Annotated in this window: 21 protein-coding genes and 2 tRNA genes; 11 read left to right on the forward strand and 12 right to left on the reverse strand. The window is 38.4% G+C overall.

What is annotated here, in order from left to right; all coding sequences use genetic code 11:
* Positions 1-12 precede the first annotated feature (12 nt).
* Both PALI_RS01340 and PALI_RS01345 read left to right on the forward strand, forming a co-directional pair.
* The gene (locus tag PALI_RS01340; RefSeq protein WP_077537628.1) at positions 13-393 is read left to right on the forward strand and encodes a response regulator; all 381 of its coding nucleotides are present in this window, start codon (positions 13-15) and stop codon (positions 391-393) included.
* A gap of 8 nt (positions 394-401) precedes the next feature.
* A complete protein-coding gene (locus tag PALI_RS01345; protein WP_077537629.1) occupies positions 402-698 on the forward strand; it encodes a PilZ domain-containing protein in 297 nt (98 codons plus the stop codon).
* Positions 699-713: 15 nt separating this feature from the next.
* On the opposite strand, the gene PALI_RS01350 is transcribed toward PALI_RS01345, so the two are convergent.
* Complete coding sequence (locus tag PALI_RS01350; protein ID WP_193154572.1) at positions 714-1,904, reverse strand: class I SAM-dependent methyltransferase; 1,191 nt, start codon at positions 1,902-1,904, stop codon at positions 714-716.
* A gap of 64 nt (positions 1,905-1,968) precedes the next feature.
* Here PALI_RS01350 and PALI_RS01355 point away from each other — a divergent pair, with 64 nt between their 5' ends.
* Entirely contained in the window at positions 1,969-2,700 is a 732-nt protein-coding gene (locus tag PALI_RS01355; RefSeq protein ID WP_404935927.1) for an HD domain-containing protein, read from the forward strand.
* A 1-nt stretch (position 2,701) separates the two neighbouring features.
* Positions 2,702-3,142 (forward strand): VOC family protein, encoded by a 441-nt coding sequence (locus tag PALI_RS01360; RefSeq protein ID WP_193154576.1) that lies wholly within the window; start codon positions 2,702-2,704, stop codon positions 3,140-3,142.
* Here the strand turns inward: PALI_RS01360 and PALI_RS01365 are convergent.
* Positions 3,139-4,131, reverse strand: a complete 993-nt coding sequence (locus tag PALI_RS01365) for a response regulator (protein ID WP_193154579.1) — start codon at positions 4,129-4,131, stop codon at positions 3,139-3,141. The two genes, PALI_RS01360 and PALI_RS01365, sit on opposite strands and share 4 nt — an antisense overlap.
* Positions 4,131-7,460, reverse strand: a complete 3,330-nt coding sequence (locus tag PALI_RS01370; protein ID WP_193154580.1) for an MHYT domain-containing protein — start codon at positions 7,458-7,460, stop codon at positions 4,131-4,133. Before PALI_RS01370 ends, PALI_RS01365 begins: the two co-directional genes overlap by 1 nt.
* A 204-nt stretch (positions 7,461-7,664) precedes the next feature.
* Between PALI_RS01370 and PALI_RS01375 the strand changes: the two genes are divergently transcribed.
* A complete protein-coding gene (locus tag PALI_RS01375) occupies positions 7,665-8,351 on the forward strand; it encodes a M48 family metallopeptidase (RefSeq protein WP_193154583.1) in 687 nt (228 codons plus the stop codon).
* A 30-nt stretch (positions 8,352-8,381) separates the two neighbouring features.
* Here PALI_RS01375 and PALI_RS01380 read toward each other — a convergent pair.
* Positions 8,382-8,466 (reverse strand) — tRNA-Tyr (locus tag PALI_RS01380).
* A gap of 49 nt (positions 8,467-8,515) precedes the next feature.
* A tRNA-Tyr gene (locus PALI_RS01385) sits at positions 8,516-8,600 on the reverse strand.
* 112 nt (positions 8,601-8,712) lie between these two features.
* Between PALI_RS01385 and PALI_RS01390 the strand changes: the two genes are divergently transcribed.
* Together PALI_RS01390 and PALI_RS01395 are read left to right on the forward strand one after the other, a co-directional pair.
* A complete protein-coding gene (locus tag PALI_RS01390; protein WP_077537634.1) occupies positions 8,713-9,240 on the forward strand; it encodes a VC2046/SO_2500 family protein in 528 nt (175 codons plus the stop codon).
* A gap of 317 nt (positions 9,241-9,557) precedes the next feature.
* On the forward strand, positions 9,558-9,860 hold the full coding sequence (locus tag PALI_RS01395; protein ID WP_002961433.1) for a DUF6172 family protein: 303 nt from the start codon (positions 9,558-9,560) through the stop codon (positions 9,858-9,860).
* Between the two features lie 469 nt (positions 9,861-10,329).
* Here the strand turns inward: PALI_RS01395 and PALI_RS01400 are convergent, their stop codons facing one another.
* The 3 genes from PALI_RS01400 to PALI_RS01410 all read right to left on the reverse strand — a co-directional run bounded on the left by PALI_RS01400 (position 10,330) and on the right by PALI_RS01410 (position 12,038).
* Positions 10,330-10,809, reverse strand: a complete 480-nt coding sequence (locus PALI_RS01400; protein WP_193154585.1) for a YchJ family protein — start codon at positions 10,807-10,809, stop codon at positions 10,330-10,332.
* Positions 10,810-10,839: 30 nt separating this feature from the next.
* Entirely contained in the window at positions 10,840-11,283 is a 444-nt protein-coding gene (locus tag PALI_RS01405; protein WP_077537637.1) for a SulA-like leucine-rich domain-containing protein, read from the reverse strand.
* A gap of 290 nt (positions 11,284-11,573) precedes the next feature.
* A complete protein-coding gene (locus tag PALI_RS01410; protein WP_193154587.1) occupies positions 11,574-12,038 on the reverse strand; it encodes a tetratricopeptide repeat protein in 465 nt (154 codons plus the stop codon).
* 118 nt (positions 12,039-12,156) lie between these two features.
* Here PALI_RS01410 and PALI_RS01415 point away from each other — a divergent pair, with 118 nt between their 5' ends.
* Positions 12,157-13,449 (forward strand): NCS2 family permease, encoded by a 1,293-nt coding sequence (locus PALI_RS01415; RefSeq protein WP_138584045.1) that lies wholly within the window; start codon positions 12,157-12,159, stop codon positions 13,447-13,449.
* Positions 13,450-13,527: 78 nt separating this feature from the next.
* Here the strand turns inward: PALI_RS01415 and PALI_RS01420 are convergent, their stop codons facing one another.
* On the reverse strand, positions 13,528-14,286 hold the full coding sequence (locus tag PALI_RS01420; protein ID WP_193154589.1) for a hypothetical protein: 759 nt from the start codon (positions 14,284-14,286) through the stop codon (positions 13,528-13,530).
* 300 nt (positions 14,287-14,586) lie between these two features.
* Between PALI_RS01420 and cysB the strand changes: the two genes are divergently transcribed.
* On the forward strand, positions 14,587-15,564 hold the full coding sequence (gene cysB, locus PALI_RS01425; RefSeq protein ID WP_077537641.1) for an HTH-type transcriptional regulator CysB: 978 nt from the start codon (positions 14,587-14,589) through the stop codon (positions 15,562-15,564).
* A 95-nt stretch (positions 15,565-15,659) separates the two neighbouring features.
* Here cysB and PALI_RS01430 read toward each other — a convergent pair whose 3' ends face one another.
* The 3 genes from PALI_RS01430 to pabB form a co-directional block, all read right to left on the reverse strand.
* Positions 15,660-17,036 carry an L-serine ammonia-lyase gene (locus PALI_RS01430; RefSeq protein WP_193154622.1) on the reverse strand — a complete coding sequence of 459 codons (1,377 nt, stop codon included), beginning with the start codon at positions 17,034-17,036 and terminating at the stop codon, positions 15,660-15,662.
* Positions 17,037-17,136: 100 nt separating this feature from the next.
* On the reverse strand, positions 17,137-17,712 hold the full coding sequence (locus PALI_RS01435; protein ID WP_193154591.1) for an NUDIX hydrolase: 576 nt from the start codon (positions 17,710-17,712) through the stop codon (positions 17,137-17,139).
* Positions 17,713-17,718: 6 nt separating this feature from the next.
* The gene (pabB, locus tag PALI_RS01440; protein ID WP_193154593.1) at positions 17,719-19,065 is read right to left on the reverse strand and encodes an aminodeoxychorismate synthase component I; all 1,347 of its coding nucleotides are present in this window, start codon (positions 19,063-19,065) and stop codon (positions 17,719-17,721) included.
* Positions 19,066-19,220: 155 nt separating this feature from the next.
* Here pabB and PALI_RS01445 point away from each other — a divergent pair, with 155 nt between their 5' ends.
* Positions 19,221-20,747, forward strand: coding sequence for a fumarate hydratase (locus tag PALI_RS01445; protein ID WP_193154596.1), 1,527 nt, complete (start codon positions 19,221-19,223; stop codon positions 20,745-20,747).
* A gap of 426 nt (positions 20,748-21,173) precedes the next feature.
* Positions 21,174-22,214 carry a Leu/Phe/Val dehydrogenase gene (locus PALI_RS01450; protein ID WP_193154599.1) on the forward strand — a complete coding sequence of 347 codons (1,041 nt, stop codon included), beginning with the start codon at positions 21,174-21,176 and terminating at the stop codon, positions 22,212-22,214.
* Positions 22,215-22,469: the final 255 nt, after the last annotated feature.

Below are 22,469 nucleotides of genomic sequence, written 5' to 3' on the forward strand. Positions count from 1 at the left end.
AACGACATAAACATGTCCTCATTGATTGAACCAAAAACACGAAATTTATTAGTTGTTGACGATGAGTATTTTAATTATGAGATACTCAAAGCTGCACTCGCGTCCAAATTTGATGTTAGCTATGCGGACTCTGGGCAGAGCTGTTTAGCGTCAGCGATTGCGAATCCTCCAGATATAATTTTACTTGATGTATGTATGCCAGGCCTTGATGGCTACGATACGTGCAGAATGTTGAAGCATACGCCGGAGACAAAAAACATTCCGGTTGTTATGGTATCTGGCCTTGAATCTGAGCTGGAAAAAAAGGCAGGGTTTGATGCAGGATGTGATGCCTATGTAGTCAAACCATTTTCGATGAGCGTATTGCTCGAGCAAATTAATACAATTGTATAGAGGGAATTATGTTTACAGATGACAAACGAAACTTCAGACGTATGCAGGTAAATACAACTGCAAATTTAACCACGATAGAGCCTGTAGCTGGTTTGAATTACACAGCGGAATGCGTTGATTTAAGTGCAACAGGATTATCACTGCATTTAGATGATTTGCTTGAGCCTGAAACGATTTTATCGGTTGATATCGCATCAACACACCCAAGTATTGCCCCTTTAAAAGCAACGGCAAAAGTAATACGTGCCAGCAAAGAAGATGATGGCACGGTAACAGCAGGGCTTGAAATAATAGAATTTAATTAATTAGCTACTTAGCTATTAATAGACCTTACAGATTAAACCTTTTAGGTAAAAACCTTCAGGGTAGCTGCCAGCAATGGGATGATCGGCTGCTTGATTTAGGCGTTCCATTATAAGTAGATCTTTACCTGCATCAAGCGCTGCATCAGCAACAACTTTTTGAAATAAATTTTGCTCCATTAAACCCGAGCAAGAGAACGTTAATAATGTGCCACCGGGTTTAAGTATTTGCATAGCAATCATGTTGATATCTTTATAACCACGGCACGCACCTGTTAGTTGTGCTTTATTATCAGCAAATTTTGGTGGATCCATTACGATGGTATCAAATTGTCTGCCTTCATCGCGGTATTGACGCAGTAACTTAAATACATCTTGCTTAACAAAATCAACTTTATTTAAGTCTAAGTTGTTATGCTCAACATTACGTTTAGCGGTATCTAACGCTGGTTGCGATACATCAACATTAGTAACATGCTCACACCCACCACGCAGGGCGTATAGTGAAAATGTCCCTGTATAACTAAAACAGTTAAGTACCGTTTTACCTTTTGAAAAACGCTCAAGTGCAGCACGGCTATCGCGTTGATCTAAGTAAAATCCGGTTTTATGTCCATCAATTATATCGACTTCAATTTTAAAACCGTTTTCATCAATAAGTACAGGTTGTGTTGGCTCATTACCCCAAAGAACACCTTTAATTGGCTCCAAGCCTTCTTTTGTGCGTACTTCTACATCTGATCGCTCATAGATACTAGAGCCTGGGAAAATAGCCATTAACGCGCCTACAATCTCGCCCTTATGACGCTCGGCTCCAGCGCTTAATAGCTGACACACCAATACGTTATCAAACTTATCGATAGTGACACCTGGTAAGTAATCAGACTCAGCTGCACATAATCTAAAGCCTGTTAATCCACCTTCTTCAATGACTTGACTGCGTGCTTCTAATGAACGGCGTAAACGTCGCTCAAAAAAGTGTTGATCGATTATTTCTTTTTCGTCAAAGCTCCATACACGTGCACGAATTTGCGAATGAGGGCTATAAGCTGCAGTGGCTAAAAATTTACCTTCACTGTCGTGAATAGTTACTGTGTCGCCTAATCCAGGTTTACCTTTAATTTTTTTGATGGCTTTTGAAAATAACCAAGGGTGTTTTCTTTTTAATGATTTATCGCGACCAGCTTGTAGGTAAACGGCAGATGACATAAGGCTTCTCAGTAGTAATAAATAAGCGCTGTATTTTAGTCAAGCATTGGGCAACATACAATGAATGTTTTGCAAGGGTGGCATAAAGCACGGTAAAGTACGGATAATTTACCTATTAACTATCTTTTGGAACCTGAAAGTGCCTGACGCCGTTTTAAGCCCTGATTTAGAAATACTTAATTCACAATGTAGAGAGTTTATAACCTCTTTTGTGCACGCTGATGTAGCACACGACATTACGCATATAGAGCGCGTGGTGCGTGTTGCAATACAGCTGTGTGATGCAGAGCAGGCTAATATGTCAGTAGTACTCCCTGCAGCGTGGATGCACGATTGTGTGGCGGTGGCTAAAAATCATCCTGATCGCGCAAACGCATCCACTATGGCTGCCGATAAGGCATTGGAATTTTTAAAATCGATTAATTATGACGAGTCACTTTTTGATGATATTCATCATGCTATTGCAGCGCATAGTTTTAGCGCAAATATCAAAATTAAAACAGTTGAGGCACAAATAGTACAAGATGCTGACAGAATGGATGCACTAGGTGCGATTGGAGTGAGTCGATGTATGAAAGTTGGCGGCTCAATTTCTCGGTTATTGTATAACCCAGACGACCCTTTTTGCATTGAACGTGAAGCCGATGATAAAAAATACACACTCGATCATTTTTTTATAAAATTATTACATATTGCTGAAAGCATGAATACCCCATCAGCTAAAGCAGAAGCGAATAGGCGTACAACTTATATGCATGAGTTTTTAGAGCAATTAAAGTCAGAAATTGGTGAGTAATGTGAATAATAAAAGTATGCCTAAATTATCTGGTATTGATCATTGCCATTTGAATGTTGATAACTTGTCGAGTGCAGTTAAATGGTATGAGCGCGTTTTAGGTTTTAGCATAGTTCCCGAACTTGCCTTTTGGGATGAGGACGGACGAGGCCCTTTAACACTTGAAGATGCAAGTTCAACAACCCGCTTAGCACTTTTTGAAGGTGAAGGACGCAGTAAAGGAATTGCATTTTTGGCAACAGGGGAGCAATTTATAGAATGGCTTAGCTATTTTGAAAACTTAAATATAAAAGCGGTTCTTGCGGATCACGGTGTGACGTTTTCAATGTATTTTAAAGATGAAAGTGGTAATAGTCATGAAATTACGTCTCAAGACTATGCTCATATTAAGTCTTATTATCCGAGTATTTATTTAGGATCCCATGGTGCTAAGAAGAGTTAATGTCCTTGATTTGCATGTTTAATAACAAGAATATCGTCTAACTTACTTATGAATAATTCAATGAGAGTCGGATCGAAATGAGAGCCCGATTGCGCTTGCATATGTAGAACAGTTTTTTCTACACTCCATGCTTCTTTATAAGGGCGTTTTGACGTAAGGGCATCAAAAACATCTGCAACGGCAACAATTCTTCCTTCAATTGATATATCTTCACCACGTATTCCATTGGGGTAGCCAGAGCCATCCCATTTTTCATGGTGTTCAATTGCGAGTTTATGAGCTAGTTGTAATAGCGGGGAGGGTGAATTTGCTAAGATTTGCGCCCCTATGGCAGCATGCTTTTTCATATATTCAAACTCTTCGCCTGTTAATCGCCCTGGTTTTAATAAAATAGCGTCAGGAATGCCTATTTTACCAACATCATGCATTGGTGCAGCTTGGCGTAATAACTCAGCCAGATGTTCCGGCATACCAAGTGCTAAAGCAAGCACCTTGCTGTATTGACTCATGCGAATAATATGCTCACCAGTATCAGTATCCTTATATTCAGCGGCCCGTCCCAAGCGTTGGACTAAATCAACATGTGCTTGTTTTAATTGCTCCGCTTGAACTAATGAGAGATGTGTTTTAACTCTTGCTCTTACAATTGCAGGGCTAATTGGTTTGGTAATATAGTCAACTGCGCCTAGCTCAAAGCCTTTAAACTCATCACTTTCATCTTCTAATGCAGTGACAAAAATAATAGGAATATGAGAAGTGTTAGCATTATTTTTTATTCGCTGGCAAACGTCAAAGCCATTCATATCTGGCATCATAATATCGAGTAAAATAAGTTGAGGTAGATCTTTTTCAAGTAAGGCGAGTGCGGCTTCACCTGATTTAGCAAATGACATGCGATATTGATTACCTAACACTTCTCGCATTACTTTGAGATTTGCTGGTTCGTCGTCAATGATTAAAATACGAGGCCTATCGGTAGAAAAATCCATCAATTAATACTCATTAGTGCTAGTTTTTTTAGTAACGACTTTAATTGTTCTTGTGCTGTACTAAAATTAAATTCATCAAAAGCAGTGATTATACTTTTTACTTCATCTGCAAATTGTATATCTGAGTTGAGAAGTAATTGGGCAATAAGCTCATCGTTAAGTTCAGCATTTTGAGCATATTGATACAATACCTCACAAAGCGCCTTTAGTTCTAAAACAGACAAAATACTAATATTTTCATCTATACTATTTTTTGGCTGCTTACACACATTTTTTGCCAACAATTGAACTATGATAGCGAGCTCTTCTTTTATGGCACTGAGAGTGCTACTTACCTTGGTATCTTCTGCGTACTCTAAATTATCTAGCAATTCCATTAACGTTATCAGGCCTAGATTTCCTGCCACCCCTTTTAACGTATGCACTAAATTTTTGAAGTTACTAACATCAGATAGGGGCTCGTTTAAAAGTACTTTAAATTTTTTGCCACTGTCGTTCATAAATTTAGTGATTTCTGTAAGTTGTCTACATTTTGAGCCCCACAAAGCCAAACCTTTTTTAAAATCAATGTGATTAGTATTATGGTCAGTGTGTGCTACGGCGATTTCTTTTACTAAACTCAGCCCAAGAACCTGTGCAATTTCTTGATTTAACTGGTTTATATCAATTGGCTTATTAGTAAAACCATTCATCCCAGACTTTTTGGCTGTTAATTTATCTTGTTGTAATACACTGGCTGTTAAAGCAATGATAGGTGTATATTTTAATTGTCTTCGTTTTTCAAGCTCACGTATTTTGAGTGTTGCTTCAATACCATCGCATTCAGGCATGTGAATATCCATTAAAATAACATCAAAGTTTTGTTCCTTAAAAATACTCACAGCTTCAAGTCCGTTACTTGCTGTTACTACGTTATGTTTATCCCGTGAAAGCAGTAACGAAAGCAGCTCCGTATTTTGTTCAATATCATCAACAACAAGTATTCTAAGAGCTGGTAATTGGGTATGTAACCCATCGAAGTAATCTATTTTTGCTTCGTCCCCGGCTTCAAGCGGTAATGAAAAGTAGAAGCAACTACCTTTACCCACTTCACTAGTGAGGTCTATAGTGCCTCCCATTAGCTCTACAAGCTGTTTACTAATAGTAGTCCCAAGCCCAGTACCACCAAATCGTCGAGTTGTGGTCCCATCAGCTTGCTCAAAGGGCTGAAATATGGCTTGTATACGATCTTCTATGATACCAATACCGGTATCTTGCACTTCAAAAAAAAGATGTTCATTATGCGTTGTACTTACAGTGACAGTAACAGCTCCACGTTGTGTAAACTTTATAGCATTACCAATGAGGTTAGTAAGTATTTGCCTCAGTCGATCAGCGTCTCCGTAATAGGTCTTACTTACCGACTCTTCAATATTGAGCGTCAGACTTAGATTTTTCTTTTTAGCTTCTAGCCAAAATGTCGAAATAATACTGTCTATGACTGGCTTCAAACTAAAATGAGCTGGCTCTACAGCAAGTTTTCCACGTTCTAGCTTTGCTGAATCAAGAACTTCATTGAGTAAGCGTAATAATGAACGAGCGGCATTGTTAACAGTAATGAGATGTTTTTGTTGTTGTTGATCAAGAGGCGTATCCATGAGCAAGTCACTAAAACCAATAATTGAGTTCATAGGAGTACGTATTTCATGGCTCATGTTTGCCATGAAAGATTGTTTAGCGTTAGCGGCTTCTTCTGCCTGAAGTTTTGCAGTTTCAAGCGTTTTCTCGTATTCTTTTCGCTCTGTTATATCGACTAGCACACCGTCAATCCATTGGGATTCACCGTGCTCATCAAAATCAAAAGTCCCCCTATCAAGTAGCCATAGAATTTTTCCGTTTCGGTGGCGGATCCGATATTCAATAGAATACTGACGCTTTTGTGTGAACGCTTTATTTACAGCAACAAGAATAGTTGGCTGATCAGTTTTCAAGACAAGGTCATTAAATTCAATACAATGCTCGATAAATTCTTTTGATTGATATCCCGTTAATTCAAGAACACTCGGGCTAATAAATAGCATTGTCCAATTTTCATCAAATTTACACCTAAACACAACGCCCGGCATATTATCCATTAAAGAGCGGTACTGTTGCTCTTTTTCTACTAGGCTTCGTTGCAGTTCTCGTTGCTCGGTTAAATCAGTAATAAAGCCTACATATAGAGGGTTTTGGCCAGGTTGATTAACTTCACCAATACCTAGTCGAATCGGAAATAAGTATCCGTTTTTATGTTTAGCGGATATTTCACGATTGACACCGATTACTTTTCCTAAATCAACATTTTTAGCTTTTGATAGGTAATTATCGTGATTGGCCGCGATGCTATCATCCATGAGTATTTTAATATTGCGATCTCGTACTTCACTTTCGCACCAACCGAATATTTTTGTTGCTGAGTTATTAAAACTTAAAATAATACCTTTGTGATCAATGGTTACAATTCCATCTATAGCAGTGCCTAAAATCGCATTTAGGCGCGATTCGTCTGCTGATTTAGCTTCTAGTAACATTCTGTAGCGCACCATGCCATTAAGTACTCCAACAACACTCGTGATAGCTATTGTTGCTGTTGCTACCGCAATGGCGACAAATGTTAAGCCTGCAGTAGCATTTGTATCTTCATATAAAACAGGCGATGTAGTCACAAATCGGGTTGCGGCCATACCCATATAATGCATACCGGTGACGGCTAAGCCTAAAGCAATAGCGCTTATAAGTCGGCTCTGAAAAGGGGCTAATTTAGGAAATAATTTTTCAAGATTAAAGCGGCTATACAAGGCGAAAAATGAAAGTGCGATAGCAACAATAATAGAGAGGCCAAACATAGTAGGGTCGTAACGTAATAAAGGCGCAAGTTGCATCGCAGCCATGCCACTGTAGTGCATTGTGCCAATACCAGCACCAAGCAAAATCGAACAAGTAGCCAGTATTTTGAAATTCCCATTACTATTTACCAGCATAGATACGGCACATTGGCAGGCTAAAAATGCGGGTATAAATGACAATAATGTAATCATGGGATCATATTGAATATTAGTGCAGAGTGAAAAAGCGAGCATACCAATGAAATGCATACTCCAAATACCAACAGAAAAAACAGTGGCTGCGGTAATATTGGCTAAACGTTGGTAGCTTGGAAATTTAGTCTTTTTCGCTAAATCAATGAGTTTGGTGGTAAAAAATGCAGAAAATATAGCGATTAGGACAGACATTGAGACTAAAATAGGATCGTAAACCCCATTCACAATTAAGCTAGGATCTTGATCTGTAATGAAAAAGTTTGATAGCATGATAACTCACAATATAATCTCTATGATTTTAGTCTAATATAATAAAGCAATTAATAAAAAATTAATTTACTGCAGTTAATAAATCACTATTTCATAACGACTGAATACGAGAGTACTTTAACTAATAAAGCTAATTTTTTTAATTAAGATAGTGCTAATATATTACCTAGATGGGTAAGTAATATTTATATTTGAGAAATTGAAGTGTTTGAATATCAGCTAAAAAAAAGCGCACGAAGAAAAACCGTTGCGATTAAAGTTCATAACCAGCAGGTAACCGTATACGCACCTAGCTATATTGCAAAAAAGCAGATTGATAGTTGGCTTTTAGAAAAAAAGACATGGGTTGATGCGCAATTGCTTAAGCAACTCACTGTTGTTGACTGCAAGCAATACCCCTTTGAAACTAAAAAAATATGTATTTATTCTGAGCAAGTAAATGTGCAGTTTGAGCAAGGTCACTACTCTGGTGTAAAACCACAACTAGCTGGCTTGTTAATTACGGTATCTAAACGTGTTAAACATCAACAATTAAAGTATCAAAAATTATTAGAAGAGTATTTAAAAGAGCAGCTAACAGCTTATATAGAAATGCGACTTACGTATTTTTGTACACAAATGAACGAGGCTTTACCACGCAATTTGAATATTGCGATTTATAAAAGAAAGTGGGGGAGTTGTAACAGCAAACGTGATTTGACCTTTAATCTACACCTTATTGGTGCACCACAGCACATAATTGATTATGTAATAGTTCATGAGTTAGCACATCTGCGTCATTTAAACCACAGTAAAGCATTTTGGCAGCGAGTTGAAATATTTTACCCTGATCATAAATCAGCATCACAATGGTTAAAAATTAATGGAATGAGCTTACAGTGGGGGTTTTAGATTTTATTGCTTACTAGGGAAGATTAAAAGTGGTGGAGGGAGCTGGATTCGAACCAGCGAAGGCTGAGCCGTCAGATTTACAGTCTGATCCCTTTGGCCGCTCGGGAACCCCTCCACACTAATTTTGTTACATTTGGCCCCACTTAACTTAGCGGTAAGAAAAGTGGTGGAGGGAGCTGGATTCGAACCAGCGAAGGCTGAGCCGTCAGATTTACAGTCTGATCCCTTTGGCCGCTCGGGAACCCCTCCAATGCAACGGCGCTGATAATAGCAAAATATGTATTTAAGTAAAGAAAAAAACTAAAGAAAAATGAAAAAAAGCCGATAAATATCTATAACCTACAACAATCGGCTAAAGACTATGCAAATCGATGATTTGTTGATCACTGAGAACCAATTAAGCACACGGCTTAACAAAAGTGTGCACGAACAGCGAAGAGGAGAGTTTTCTCTTTTGCTCGCAATGTTATCGCATGACGCACTTGATTTTAGCCAATTTCACTTACCAAAAACAGAACTCGAAGACGCAATTATTACTGATGATGCGCTTCGCAAACAATTGGGTGTTGGTCCTAAGCAACTTTTAGCGCCAGATAAATTTGATATGTTGATTGGTCAACATAACGCTTCACTACTGATCAGTGCTGGAGAACGCTCTGGAATGAACGATATTAAATTGAATCATTGTTTGAATCCAGAGCCCCTCTTTATAAGAGATGATGTAACGCATATTCCGTTGAATATCATTGATAATTGTGAGCTTGCTGTGCGTAGACGTATAAAAAACACAGAAACGCAACTTTCTAATCCAGCGATGGACGCCGCTGCTTTTTACGATCTCCTTAATAACGATGCTTTACATGAGCCTTTACACTTAGTTACTGCTTGAGAAAATATCTAATAGCAAGCAAGCGTGTTATTTATGTGATTCAGGGACAAATGCATATTGTAATTTAACCTAGAAAATTAACTCTTGCTTACCGATTGATTTACCTTCTTACAGCTTTAAAAGTTAGGTATATCGAGTAACCCTATATGTTGTTTTTTGTGTTTTCGCATCACTATTACTGATTAATTTAATGATATTGGCTAATAATTGATTTAGTGCAAAAAAAGCATCCAAAAGTTAATTGCAATTGCTATAATGATCGCAAATGGTATGACATGAAATGCCGCTATCATTAAACCAAGGTAATTAGGAACGTAATGAAGAAAACATTCACGCTGAATCACGAGAAAATCAAATACCCTCGTATGGTTGATGCTGCAAAGCATGAAGTGAAAAAATATTTGAAACGAGAGCGCAATAAAACACTACCTGAAGATGCAGATTATTGGGCATTTGACTGTAAGTTTGGTAACACAGCTGAAGATGCGCAAGTTGTGCACGTAGCTGAATTAAGTAACCAAATTGGTGAAATTGAAAAGCAAGGTCTGACTTCTTTCTATGTAGAGATTTTAGCACGACCAGCTCAGCGTCAACAGTTAGACTTAGATGATGACGAATAATATTTAGTCAGTATTCGAAATTATAAAATGGGCCCAAGTGGCTCATTTTTTGTTTTACGCTATAAATATTAAGTGTGGAGCGTTTATCGGTTGTTCACTAAAACAGAGGAGGCATGTTTAAATAATACCAATCCGCAATAATACTTAATCAATTTGAGGGATTAAACCTGACGCTAACTTTGTTAAAAATTTCTGATATAGAACAACTAAAGGACAAATTTTTTGCCTTGTTATCGATACGATTTCCTTCCCTCAAAATAGATCACTTAATTAAGCGAATCGGTATAAGCAAGTTTGGTGCACTGGTAAATGTAGCGTTTAAACGCTAACTACACACCGTAATAATTGGCATAAACATGAATAAGGTAGCTACAAGAGTAGAGGGGGGCTTAAGTGTATTTATATCAGTAAAGGACTGCCTATAATCAACAATCCTTACTTATGTAAAGGGGTTAAATAAAATTATATATTACACACTGTGGCATTTTTTGTATTTCTTATTACTACCACATGGACAATCATCATTTCTACCCACCTTAATATCCGTAACTGGAAATATAGTGCCATCTAAATAACGCCATTGAGCATTTTCTTTAATGAATTGCGATTTTTCGTGAAGTTCACAAAACAGACTTTGGTAAAAGTACTGAGCTTTAAATTCTACTTCGCCTTTATCTCCATCATGGTGTGAGCTAATGACATCAAGATTTATAAATCGACAGCTGTTAGCAAAATCGTTTATTTCTTTAACAGGATTTTCAGCTTGCTTTTTACTTGCATAGGTTTGGTAAACATATTTTGCATTTTTAAGTACATAAGCCGTATAACGCGAACGCATTAGTTGTTCAGGAGTCTGAGCTTGTTGTTTTGCTAAATGAAGAGGTTCGCAGCAGTCTGCATATTCTTGCTGACTGCCACATAAACAGCTTATAGAGTTCAGTGAGTTCATAGTTGTTCTACACAGTATAAAAGCGTTAGTTTAACAAGCTTGTTGGCTATGGGGTATCTTTGTAATTTGAATATTATTTGTAAAACAGTAAAGTTTTGTTCGTGTTTTACTCAAATCTAAAGATAAGCTATTAAGTAATTGGTTATTTACTATGTCTGTCCATGTAATTACTGCTGAAAAATTACCGTTATGTAACGCCGAATTTAATACATACTCTAAATTGACTAGGTGCTTTTGTCTAATAACAAGTAATTTACTTGTATCAATAGAGCATGAATCAAGTAATGCTTTACTAGGTACGTTATCCGGTGCGATTAATAATGTCCAAGCGTTTAGATTATTGTACTGATGTAGCACCTTTAATAACTCAAATGTCGCAGATATCTCATCTTCAATCTGAATTAAATTAACACAATCACTTTTATCGTCTTGCTGGTAGCTTTTAACTGTTCTAATTGTAATAGGCTGTAACATTTTAGTTATCTCACTGGGTTTATATACAGTATTTATATACAGTAGTTTATACAGTGCTTTTGCGCAAGTATTATTTGCTATTTATTTGTACAGTTATTCTTTTTTAAATATTCAATTAGATTTAATTTTTAAGTAGGTCTTTGATAATTAATGTTTTTATATTTCATACCACTTCTAGCTTAAATTTTAATTATAGAGTGCTATTGTTACTATGACTTAGCTAGCAGGTGATTGCAGCGTTTTTTACGGTGACTTTATACAGGTGTTTTATGAATAAAATACGTAGATGATTATTCTGTAGGGGAAGTATGAGAGATCAAATGAGAAAACTGCAACTGGTGAATTTGCTCATACAAACTAGCAGCATAACATTGTGCATCTTTAAAGCGTTTGGTTTCAATATGTTTACGTAGATCGGCCAAAGCTGCCGTCGCAGGTTCATGACCTTGACTACTTGATAAGCTTAGCCATGCCGTAGCATGAAAAACACTTTGCGGTACGCCTTGCCCTTTAACAAAAAACAGTCCCAAATAAAATTGTGCTCGGTGATCTCCCGACATAGCAGCCAAACGCATCCATTTTGCGGCAAGTGGATGTTGGTCATTTTTTAAATAATAAAGTGCCTTATTAAGGGAACTTTGCGGGCGATCCTCATTATTTGGTGCTAAATTAGCATCATTAGGTTGCGTTACAAAAGACAATATATTGTCTAATTGTTGCTCTAAATTCTGGCCTGTTGGTGTTGTATTTATCATATTCGTCTTTTTGTTATTTTAGCTACTTCAATAGTTTAGTATACCGCAAGGTAAAATGTCCTGTAAAAAATTATTTTTATGATAAAATCTCGTCACTTTTTATTATCATAAGTTTATTATGCTCGAAGCCTTATTTAAAATTAATGAAAATGGTTCCTCGGTTCGCCGTGAGTGTATCGCTGGGGTAACTACATTTATCACCATGGTTTATATCGTGTTTGTGAATCCTGCAATGTTAGCTGAAGCAGGAATGGATCAAGGAGCAGCCTTTGTCGCTACATGTATTGCTGCTGCTATTGGTTGTTTTATTATGGGCTTATGGGCTAATTATCCATTAGCACTTGCGCCTGGTATGGGATTGAATGCCTTTTTTACTTACGGTGTTGTGCTGGGAATGGGGTACACGTGGCAAGCCGCATTAGGTGCTGTGTTTATGTCGGGCTGTATATTTCTATTTTTAAGCTTATTTAAAGTTCGAGAGTGGATCATTAATGCGATTCCCTTAGTTTTAAAACAGGCTATTGCAACAGGTATTGGTGCATTCTTAGCGCTAATTGCGCTTAAAAATGCAGGGATTATCATCGCGAGTCCAGCTACTTTAGTCCAGCTAGGCGATATAACATCAGCGGGCCCATTGTTAGCTATTTTTAGCTTCTTTATTATTGCAGCACTTTTATATCGCGATTTTAAAAGTGGTGTTTTAATTAGCATTTTATTGGTGACTGTTATAGCACTAGGTTTAGGGCTTGTTGAATATCATGGTGTGGTTGCTATGCCGCCTTCTATTTTACCTACCTTTATGCAGCTTGATTTTGGTGCGGCACTTGAGCTTTCAATGCTCAGTGTTATTTTTGCATTTTTGTTTGTTGATTTATTTGATACTTCAGGGACATTAGTCGCTGTAACACAAAAAGCGGGATTGGCTGATGAAAAGGGCAATATGCCTCGCTTAGGACGAGCATTGAGTGCAGACAGCACTGCCACAATTGCAGGTGCTATGTTGGGTACTTCAACAACAACATCTTATATCGAGTCGGTTGCAGGTGTATCTGTAGGTGGGCGAACAGGCTTAACCGCTGTTGTTGTTGGTATTTGCTTTTTACTAATGATGTTTTTTGCACCACTTGCGCAGATGGTGCCTATTTACGCAACGGCTGGAGCCATTTTATATGTGGCTGTATTAATGCTGCAAAATCTGAAATTTGTAAATTGGGATGACATGACAGATGCTATTCCGGTGACTGTTGTATTATTAATGACGCCATTAACTTTTTCTATTGCGCATGGTATTGCACTGGGTTTTATATCGTATACTGCAGTTAAAGTGTTGTGTGGCAAGCGAGATGAAGTATCAATTAGTGTTTGGATTTTAACTGTGTTATTTGTTGTTAAGTTTGCGTTTTTGTCGTGATAGATGCTGATGAGTATTAACAACTGACTAAAAAAGGCCCATATAGTTATATGGGCTTAACTGAAGAAAAATAAATGCTTACCATTTCTTTTTAGGGGCAAATAATACATCTAAATCGTCTTGCTCTTGCTCATTTTTCTTTTTAAGTGCTGTGGCGTTCGAAGCTCTAAGCTCAACACTTATCGCCTCTAAATAACCCTCAACTTCTTGAAGCTTTGCTGTTACGTACTCATCAGCGAATGAAACAGAGTTTAATGTTGCATAGGCTTTTTCAAAATATTGTCTTGCAGAGCCAACCATGCTCGCCGCTTGTGCAGATACGCCGCGTTTAATTTGGCTTTCAATGTTTATTCTAAGCTGAAGCCTTTCAAGACGTTTGTCTTCTCCTGAAAAAACTTGGCTATCAACTCTACCCTTAGCATGCTCTGATCGTAAAATTGCACGTAGTTTTTTAATACCTTGAATAAGGCCAACAAGCTGTTTATCGTTACTAGGAATAGATAGTGCATCACTATTATTACCTTGAATATTGCTTGCTAGGTGTTCTTTTGCTTCGGTTAAACGGCTTTTTAGTGCTTTAGAGCCCGGCGAGTTAATAACCATGGTATTAAGTGCTTCATAAATACGTCGTTGCAATACTCTTATAATGTGTTCCGATAATGGAATATTAGCATTATTCATTAATGCTTCTTCGGTTTCTTCTATTATCGCTTTTTGTTTTGTAAGCTCTTTGCGACGTTTGCCTTCTTGCTTTTCTTTGTGTTGCTGAACGGCATTAACCCAAAGCGCAATCACAATCAGTGCGACTATAAGCACTATTATAATAGAAACGATCATGTTGTAATTCTCGGATTCATAAGCTAATTAATTAATCTTACATTAAATATATGGTAACGGGGTAGTTTTACAATGATTAACTTAAAAATAGACTAATAATGTATTGAAAGTCTACGCAATTATAAGATAAATCGGAATAATCATTGCTACCTGAAGTATATTTATTGTGCTAGCCTTGAGCTCCAGACGTATAAATGCAAACACACTGGCCTAAAACTACGATTAAAGTAGAATAACGCTTGGACATAACACCTATTGCCTTTATATATAATATGAATAACAACGTTAAAATATGCAGCCATGAAATTACAACAACTCAGATACATAGTAGAAGTACAAAATCATAAACTAAATGTTTCAGCCACTGCTGAGAGCTTATTTACCTCACAGCCCGGCATTTCTAAACAAGTACGAATGCTAGAGGATGAGTTGGGAGTACAAATATTTGGTCGCAGTGGTAAACATTTAACGCATGTAACGAGTGCGGGTAAAGAAATTATTCATATATCACGTGAAATCCTATCGAAGGTCGAAGGTATAAAAGCAGTCGCAAATGAACATACGCTACCAGATCAGGGTAAGTTAAATATTGCTACGACTCATACCCAAGCGCGTTATGCGCTTCCGAATGTTATTCAAGGGTTTATGAAAAAATACCCTGCAGTATCACTTCATATGCACCAAGGTACACCGCAACAAATATCGGATGCAGCAGCACGCGGTGATGCCGACTTTGCTATTGCAACAGAAGCACTGCATTTGTATTCAGATTTAGTTATGTTGCCTTGCTACCACTGGAACCGCAGTATTGTTGTCGCTAAAGATCATCCATTAGCTAAAAAAGCAAATAGTTTAACTGTGGCTGATATTGCTCAATATCCACTTATAACCTATGTATTTGGTTTTACGGGGCGCTCAGAGCTAGACAAAGCATTTAGTGCACACGGGCTCGAACCACATATTGTATTTACTGCAACCGATGCTGACGTTATAAAAACGTATGTACGTTTAGGGTTAGGCGTAGGTGTTGTTGCCTCTATGGCGATAGATCAAGTGAGCGATACCGATTTAGTGTGTATTGATGCGAGTCACTTATTTGAAGCAAGTACAACCAAAATTGGCTTTAGAAAGGGTAGTTTTTTGCGTACTTACATGTATGATTTTATAGAACGTTTTGCCCCGCACTTAACTAAAGAGCGAGTAGAGCGAGCAAGTTTATTACGCAACCAAGATGACGTAGATAAGTTATTTGCAGATATAGAGTTACCCGTTAAATAGCTTAACTGCCCCGAACTCTGGTAATTACATTGAACGAATAAGAAAAAAGCCGCCTATTTTAAAATAGGCGGCTTTTTCTTTTTATAGAGAGCAGATCAACATTCGATAATGTTAACGGCCAACCCACCGCGAGCGGTTTCTTTGTACTTTGTTTTCATATCGTTGCCAGTTTCAAGCATGGTTTTTATCACTTTATCAAGCGATACCTTTTGCTCACCACTGCCGCGAATAGCTAAACGTGAAGCGTTGATTGCTTTAATTGCGCCCATTGCATTACGCTCAATGCATGGAACTTGCACTAAGCCACCAACAGGGTCGCAGGTGAGACCTAAATTATGCTCCATGCCAATTTCTGCTGCGTTTTCTACTTGCACTACATTGCCACCAACAATTTCAGTTAATGCACCGGCTGCCATTGAGCACGCTACGCCAACTTCACCTTGGCAACCTACTTCGGCACCCGAAATAGAGGCATTCTTTTTATATAAAATACCAATAGCAGCGGCCGTTAACAAATAACGCGTGGCGATATCGCGGTCTACTTCTTTTACAAACGTGTGATAGTACATAAGTACAGCGGGTAAAATACCCGCAGCACCGTTGGTTGGGGCGGTTACTACACGACCACCAGCCGCATTTTCTTCGTTAACTGCAAGAGCAAATAAATCAACCCAATCCATTGCACGCAGTGGATCGTTACTGACTTCTATATTTAGTTTTAAGTATAAGCTTGGCGCACGACGCTTTACTTTTAAGCCACCGGGTAAAATACCTTCGGTACGCATACCACGGTCGATACAGGCCATCATTACTTGCCAAATATGGAACAGTGTGTCTTTTACTTCGTCTTCAGTGCGCAGTGTCTTTTCGTTTTTCATCATCAAGCTTGAAACACTCAACCCTGACTCTTTACACATTTCTAGTAACTCTTTTGCACTACCAAATGGAAAAGGGGCGGGGTTTTCTTCTCTAATATCGAGGGCTGCCTGTTTTTCGTTTTCAAACTCTTCGTCAGTAACAATGAAGCCACCGCCAATAGAGTAATATACTTTGCTGTAAATTTTTTCGCCGTTGTTTGAGGCGATAATTTCCATTGCATTAGAATGCTTAGGAAGCGTTTTGCGACGATGAAAAACAATTGCGCCTTGTTTTGGAAACTTTGCTTTGTGTGTTTGGTTTAAATAAATAACCTGATCTTTTTCAATAGTTGCTAAAATATTATCGACTAAATCGGCATCGATTGTTTCAGGGTCGTAACCAGCCAGGCCAAGTATTACAGCTTTACCTGAGCCATGGCCTACGCCTGTTTGACCTAGTGAGCCATAAAGCTCTACTTTAATATCGGTAACATTTGCTAATAATTGTTTTTCTTGAAGTTCATTAACAAATAAGCGTGATGCGCGCATTGGGCCAACGGTATGCGACGACGAAGGGCCAATACCAATGCTAAACATATCAAATGCACTGATCATAATGTGTGTCTCTACTTTGTTTCTCAGCACTAAGCTGCTCTTTGAACGGTCGAGCATGATAACGTGGAATTGTGACTGTGTAACTACTAATAACAAAGATTTAAACTGGTAGGGCGAGTTGTTTTGTAAAGTTTTTTATAATACTTGCGGTAGCACCCCAGAGTAATCCATGCGGTGTTTTAAATCCTTGCAATATTACAGTTTTTCCAAATCGTTGAAAAGGCAAGGGTTGCCAGTTAGCTTCGTTATTTAACTCAGTAATAGACAGTAAAAAGCTCGCTTGTACTTCGTTATAGTCATTTTCCCACGTGGTACTTTTATTCAGTAAACCTACATAGGGGCTAATACTAAAACCCGTTAAAGTTGAATACTCGGGTAAGTGGCCTAATACATTAACGTTACTTTCGGCAATATTTAGCTCTTCTTTTAGTTCGCGCAGTGCTGTGGTGCGAAGAGTAATGTCGCTTACTTCAAACTTGCCGCCGGGCAAACAAATCTCCCCAGGGTGATGGTGTAAATAAGTAGGGCGTTTACACAATAAAATATGTGCATGATTATCTACATCAATAATTGGTAGCATCACGGCGCTCGCGCGTTTTTTACGCGTGTCTTTTATCTGATTTGGCGCAGCTGTAGGGCTTAACAGAAACCGCGCCATAATGTGTTCACTATTCAAAGCGACCTACTGTTTTAATAAGGGAAGAATTTTATTCACTTTATCGTAAGTTTCTTGATATTCCAATTCGACTTTAGAATCAGCGACTATTCCGCCACCGGCCCAGCAGTAAATTTGCGCTTTGTGGCACACCAAGGTGCGAATAGTGATACTGGTGTCCATATTTCCACACGCACTTAAATAACCAATTGAACCACAATAAATACTGCGGCGATGTGGCTCTAGTTCTTCAATTATTTCCATGGCTCTAATTTTGGGCGCACCGGTGATTGAGCCACCCGGGAAAGCCGCTTTTAGCTGATCGACTGCAGTTTTACCCTCGTCAAGTACTGAGGTTACCGTGCTCACTAAATGATGCACTGCCGGAAAGGTTTCAATAGCAAAAAGGGAAGGGACGTGAACGCTGCCTGGTTTTGCTACTTTACTTAAATCGTTACGCAGTAAATCAACGATCATGACATTTTCAGCGCGATCTTTAGCTGATGCTGCGAGTATTTGCGCTTGGCGTTGATCCTCTAACGCATCCGCTTTTCGCGGCAATGTACCTTTAATAGGTTTGGTTTCTACAACGTTATTATTTACAGATATAAAGCGTTCAGGAGAAATTGATAAAATAGCCCCTTGTGGATGATTTATAAAGCTTGAGAACGGCGCTTTATTTGCTTCACGCAGATTAACATAAGCTGCCCAAGGGGAGCCTTTAAACTGAGCGTTGAAGCGCTGCGCTAAATTAATTTGATAGCAATCACCACTTTTTAAATACTCTTCAATAATCGCAAACTTTTCAGCATATTCATTTTTACTCATATTTGAGTGCCAATCACTGCTTAATTTAAAGTTTAAATTAGTGACTGAAGTGTCTAAATATTGTTTATAAAGCGCTATACGATTAACGTTTGGCTGCGATACATAAAACCAGCTTTGTTGCTTTTTATCGTAAATAAGAGCATCTAAATAAAGACCAATAGCCATTTGGGGAAGATTAATATCTTCGATAGCAATTGTAGGCATGCTTTCAATTGTACGCCCCAGGTCGTAACCAAAGTAACCAAGCCAGCCGCCGTTAAAGGGTAAATCGTAACTGGCTTTTGTTTTATCAAGATGCGAAAGCTCATTATTCATAATTTCAAAGCAGTTATCACTACTCTCTATATTATTTAAAAAGCTTTTATTATTTTTTACTTCAAGGGTACTTTGCGGCTCGATGGCAATAATATCAAAACGACTATTTATATGCTCGCTATTGGCAGAATCTAGTAGGATGGCGTAAGGAAGATGTGCAAAATGTGCAAATACATCAATACAGCTTTGCTTTATCGCTAATTTAATACAATTATTTTTATTGTTTAGCATTTACTACCCCTTTAAGAACTGGCTCGAAACGGGCTGGGAGGGTATCATAAGTCAAATTTTTTGGCAGCACTAAGCTGCAAAAAACAGTGCAAACCACCGTCACCGGTTTGATTTAGATTACGCGACAACGCGTAACGGTAACTTAAGGAACCACTATGAGTACAATTTGTCAGCAAGATTTTATTGATAGCATAGAAGATGCATTACAATATATTTCGTTCTATCACCCACTTGATTTTGTTCAAGCACTCGAAAAAGCGTATAACAAAGAACAAAGTAAAGCGGCTAAAGATGCCATTGCACAAATTTTAATTAACTCACGTATGTCGGCCGAAGGCAAACGTCCACTTTGCCAAGATACCGGTATTATTACCTGTTTTGTTAAAGTAGGCATGGATGTTAAGTGGGATAAAACAGATTTAACCGTTCAACAAATGGTTGATGAAGGTACTCGTCGTGCATATTTAAACCCAGATAACCCTTTACGTGCATCTATTGTTGCAGATCCTGCTGGTACGCGAAAAAACACGAAAGATAATACGCCATCGGTTGTGCATATTGATTTAGTCGCGGGTGGTAAAGTGGAAGTCATGGTTGCGGCTAAAGGCGGCGGCTCTGAAAATAAAAGTAAAATGGTTATGCTAAACCCGTCAGATGATGTTGCCCAATGGGTAGAAAAAACACTACCCACAATGGGGGCTGGTTGGTGTCCGCCAGGCATGCTAGGTATAGGTATTGGTGGAACCGCTGAAAAAGCAGCAGTAATGGCTAAAGAGTCGTTAATGGACCCAGTTGATATTCACGAGTTAATAGAGCGCGGCGCAGAAACAACTGAAGAAAAATTGCGTTTAGAAATTTTTGATCGTGCAAATAAATTAGGTATTGGCGCACAAGGCTTAGGCGGTTTAACAACGGTTGTTGATGTTAAAATTAAAACCGCACCAACGCATGCAGCTTCAAAACCTGTAGTAATGATCCCAAATTGTGCGGCAACTCGCCATGTACATTTTACGCTTGACGGTTCTGGCCCTGCTAATTTAAAAGCACCTAAGCTGGAAGATTGGCCACAAGTAACATTTGAAGTAGGCGAAGGCACACGTCGTGTTGATTTAAATACACTGACTAAAAAAGATGTTCAAGAATGGAAAATGGGCGAAACCGTTTTACTTTCAGGCACTATTTTAACAGGTCGTGATGCAGCGCATAAACGTCTGCAAGATATGATCAATTCAGGTGAAGGCTTACCAAAAGGCGTAGACTTTGATAATAAATTTATTTATTACGTTGGTCCTGTAGATGCGGTACGTGATGAGGCAGTAGGCCCTGCAGGCCCTACAACAGCAACTCGTATGGATAAATTTACCGATATGATGCTAGAAAAAACAGGCATTGTAGGCATGATTGGTAAAGCTGAACGTGGACCAGCTACGGTTGAATCTATTAAAGAGCATAAATCTGTTTATTTGATGGCTGTAGGCGGCGCAGCTTACTTAGTATCTAAAGCGATTAAAAAAGCACGCGTAGTTGCTTTTGAAGATTTAGGTATGGAAGCTATTTATGAATTTGAAGTTGAAGATATGCCAGTGACCGTTGCAGTAGACAGTGAAGGCGCTAATGCGCATACGCAAGGCCCTGCAATCTGGAAAGCTAAAATTGAAGAGCTTGATAGCAAGTTAAAATAACGCAAGTTATGCATTTGAAAAGCGAGCCGAGTGCTCGCTTTTTTGTTTTTTAAATAGGGTTATTATCAAGCTTACAGCTCTGACCAGTTTGCGAAAAAGCTCACTTTTTACTAAAAACCTATAGGCAGCAGTATGTGGCGGGTAAGTAGTACTTGTATACTAAACTTTACACACGATGATGATTTTACGTTCACGTAAACGTGAACTGTATAATTGCTTTAACCTGTAGTTTTTAAGACTTACTAACCGCCGCTTTATGGATTTTTTATCTACTTAAAAGTTTAAATTTGATTATTTAATTCAATGGTGTTTTTTCATTGGTTTTATCTTCTGTCAGTGTAGCGAACACGAATATGAAGTGATAAAGTCTCGTCAATTTCCAGCGCGCAAACCCTCTCACGGGTTAACTATTTCGGAGTATTTTAAGTGGCTGTGTTTAATCGAGTTGAATTTGATAACCATGAACAAGTGGTTTTTTGTTCTGATGAAGAGTCGGGTTTAAAAGCTATTATTGCTGTACATAATACTAAGCTAGGTCCAGCCGTTGGCGGATGTAGAATGTGGGATTATGCGAATGACGAAGATGCTGTTTATGACGTGCTACGTTTATCAAAAGGCATGACTTATAAAAATGCAGTTGCGCGCTTACCATTTGGTGGCGGTAAATCTGTAATTATAGGTAATGCGAAAGAAATTAAATCTGAGCAGTTATTTCGTGCATTTGGTCGTCAGTTAGAGCGATTAAATGGCAGTTATTATTCAGCAGAAGATGTAAACATCACATGTGCTGATGTAGCTATTATGAATAAAGAAACTAATTACGTACTGGGGCTTGAAGGTAAAAGCGGTAACCCATCGCCATTTACAGCATACGGTACGTTTTTAGGAATTAAAGCAGCGTTACAGCATCAACGCGGACACCAAGATTTTTCAGGCATTAAAGTAGCTGTTCAAGGCTTAGGTGCTGTTGCTTATGGTTTATGTAAGCATTTAGCCGATGCAGGCGCTGAGTTGTTTGTAACTGACATTAACCAAGCTGCAATTGATCGCGTAGTAAGTGATTTTGGCGCGACGGCGGTTGGTATTGACGACATTTACGACTTAGATGTTGATGTCTATGCACCGTGTGCATTAGGCGCAACGGTTAACGACTTAACTATACCGCGTTTAAAAGCGACTATTATTGCAGGCTGTGCTAATAATCAGTTGGCAGAGTCTCGTCACGGTGAAGTTATTCGTGAAAAAGGCATTTTATATGCGCCAGATTATGTCATTAACGCGGGGGGTATTATTAATGTTTATTACGAAACCGCACCAGAAGGTTACAGCAGCGATGCTTCCAATAAACATGTAGAAGGTATTTTTAATACGTTAACTGAAATTTTTGCTCGTAGCGAAAAAGAGCAAAAATCAACGCATTTAATTGCTGACGAATTAGCACAAGAGATCATCAAAAACGGTCTGTGATCTAAGTCTGAATTTATATAAGGGTGTGCAATTGGACACCCTTTGTTTATCTGTAATTTAGGGTCTGTTGATCTTTGCGGATTAAAATTTGTTCAATCTTGGGGCTATTTAATCGCGGCGCGAAATTTGTAATCGAGTGGGCTCGGTAACTGCTCCTGCGTTACCCTAATGACTTACATCCATGTAAGAATAAGTAAAAACCGAGCAACAAAGAGTAAATAGCCCCTAGGAAGAACCCTTTGGGCAGCGCCTGTT

The sequence above is a fragment of the Pseudoalteromonas aliena SW19 genome (assembly GCF_014905615.1).
Taxonomy (GTDB): domain Bacteria; phylum Pseudomonadota; class Gammaproteobacteria; order Enterobacterales; family Alteromonadaceae; genus Pseudoalteromonas; species Pseudoalteromonas aliena.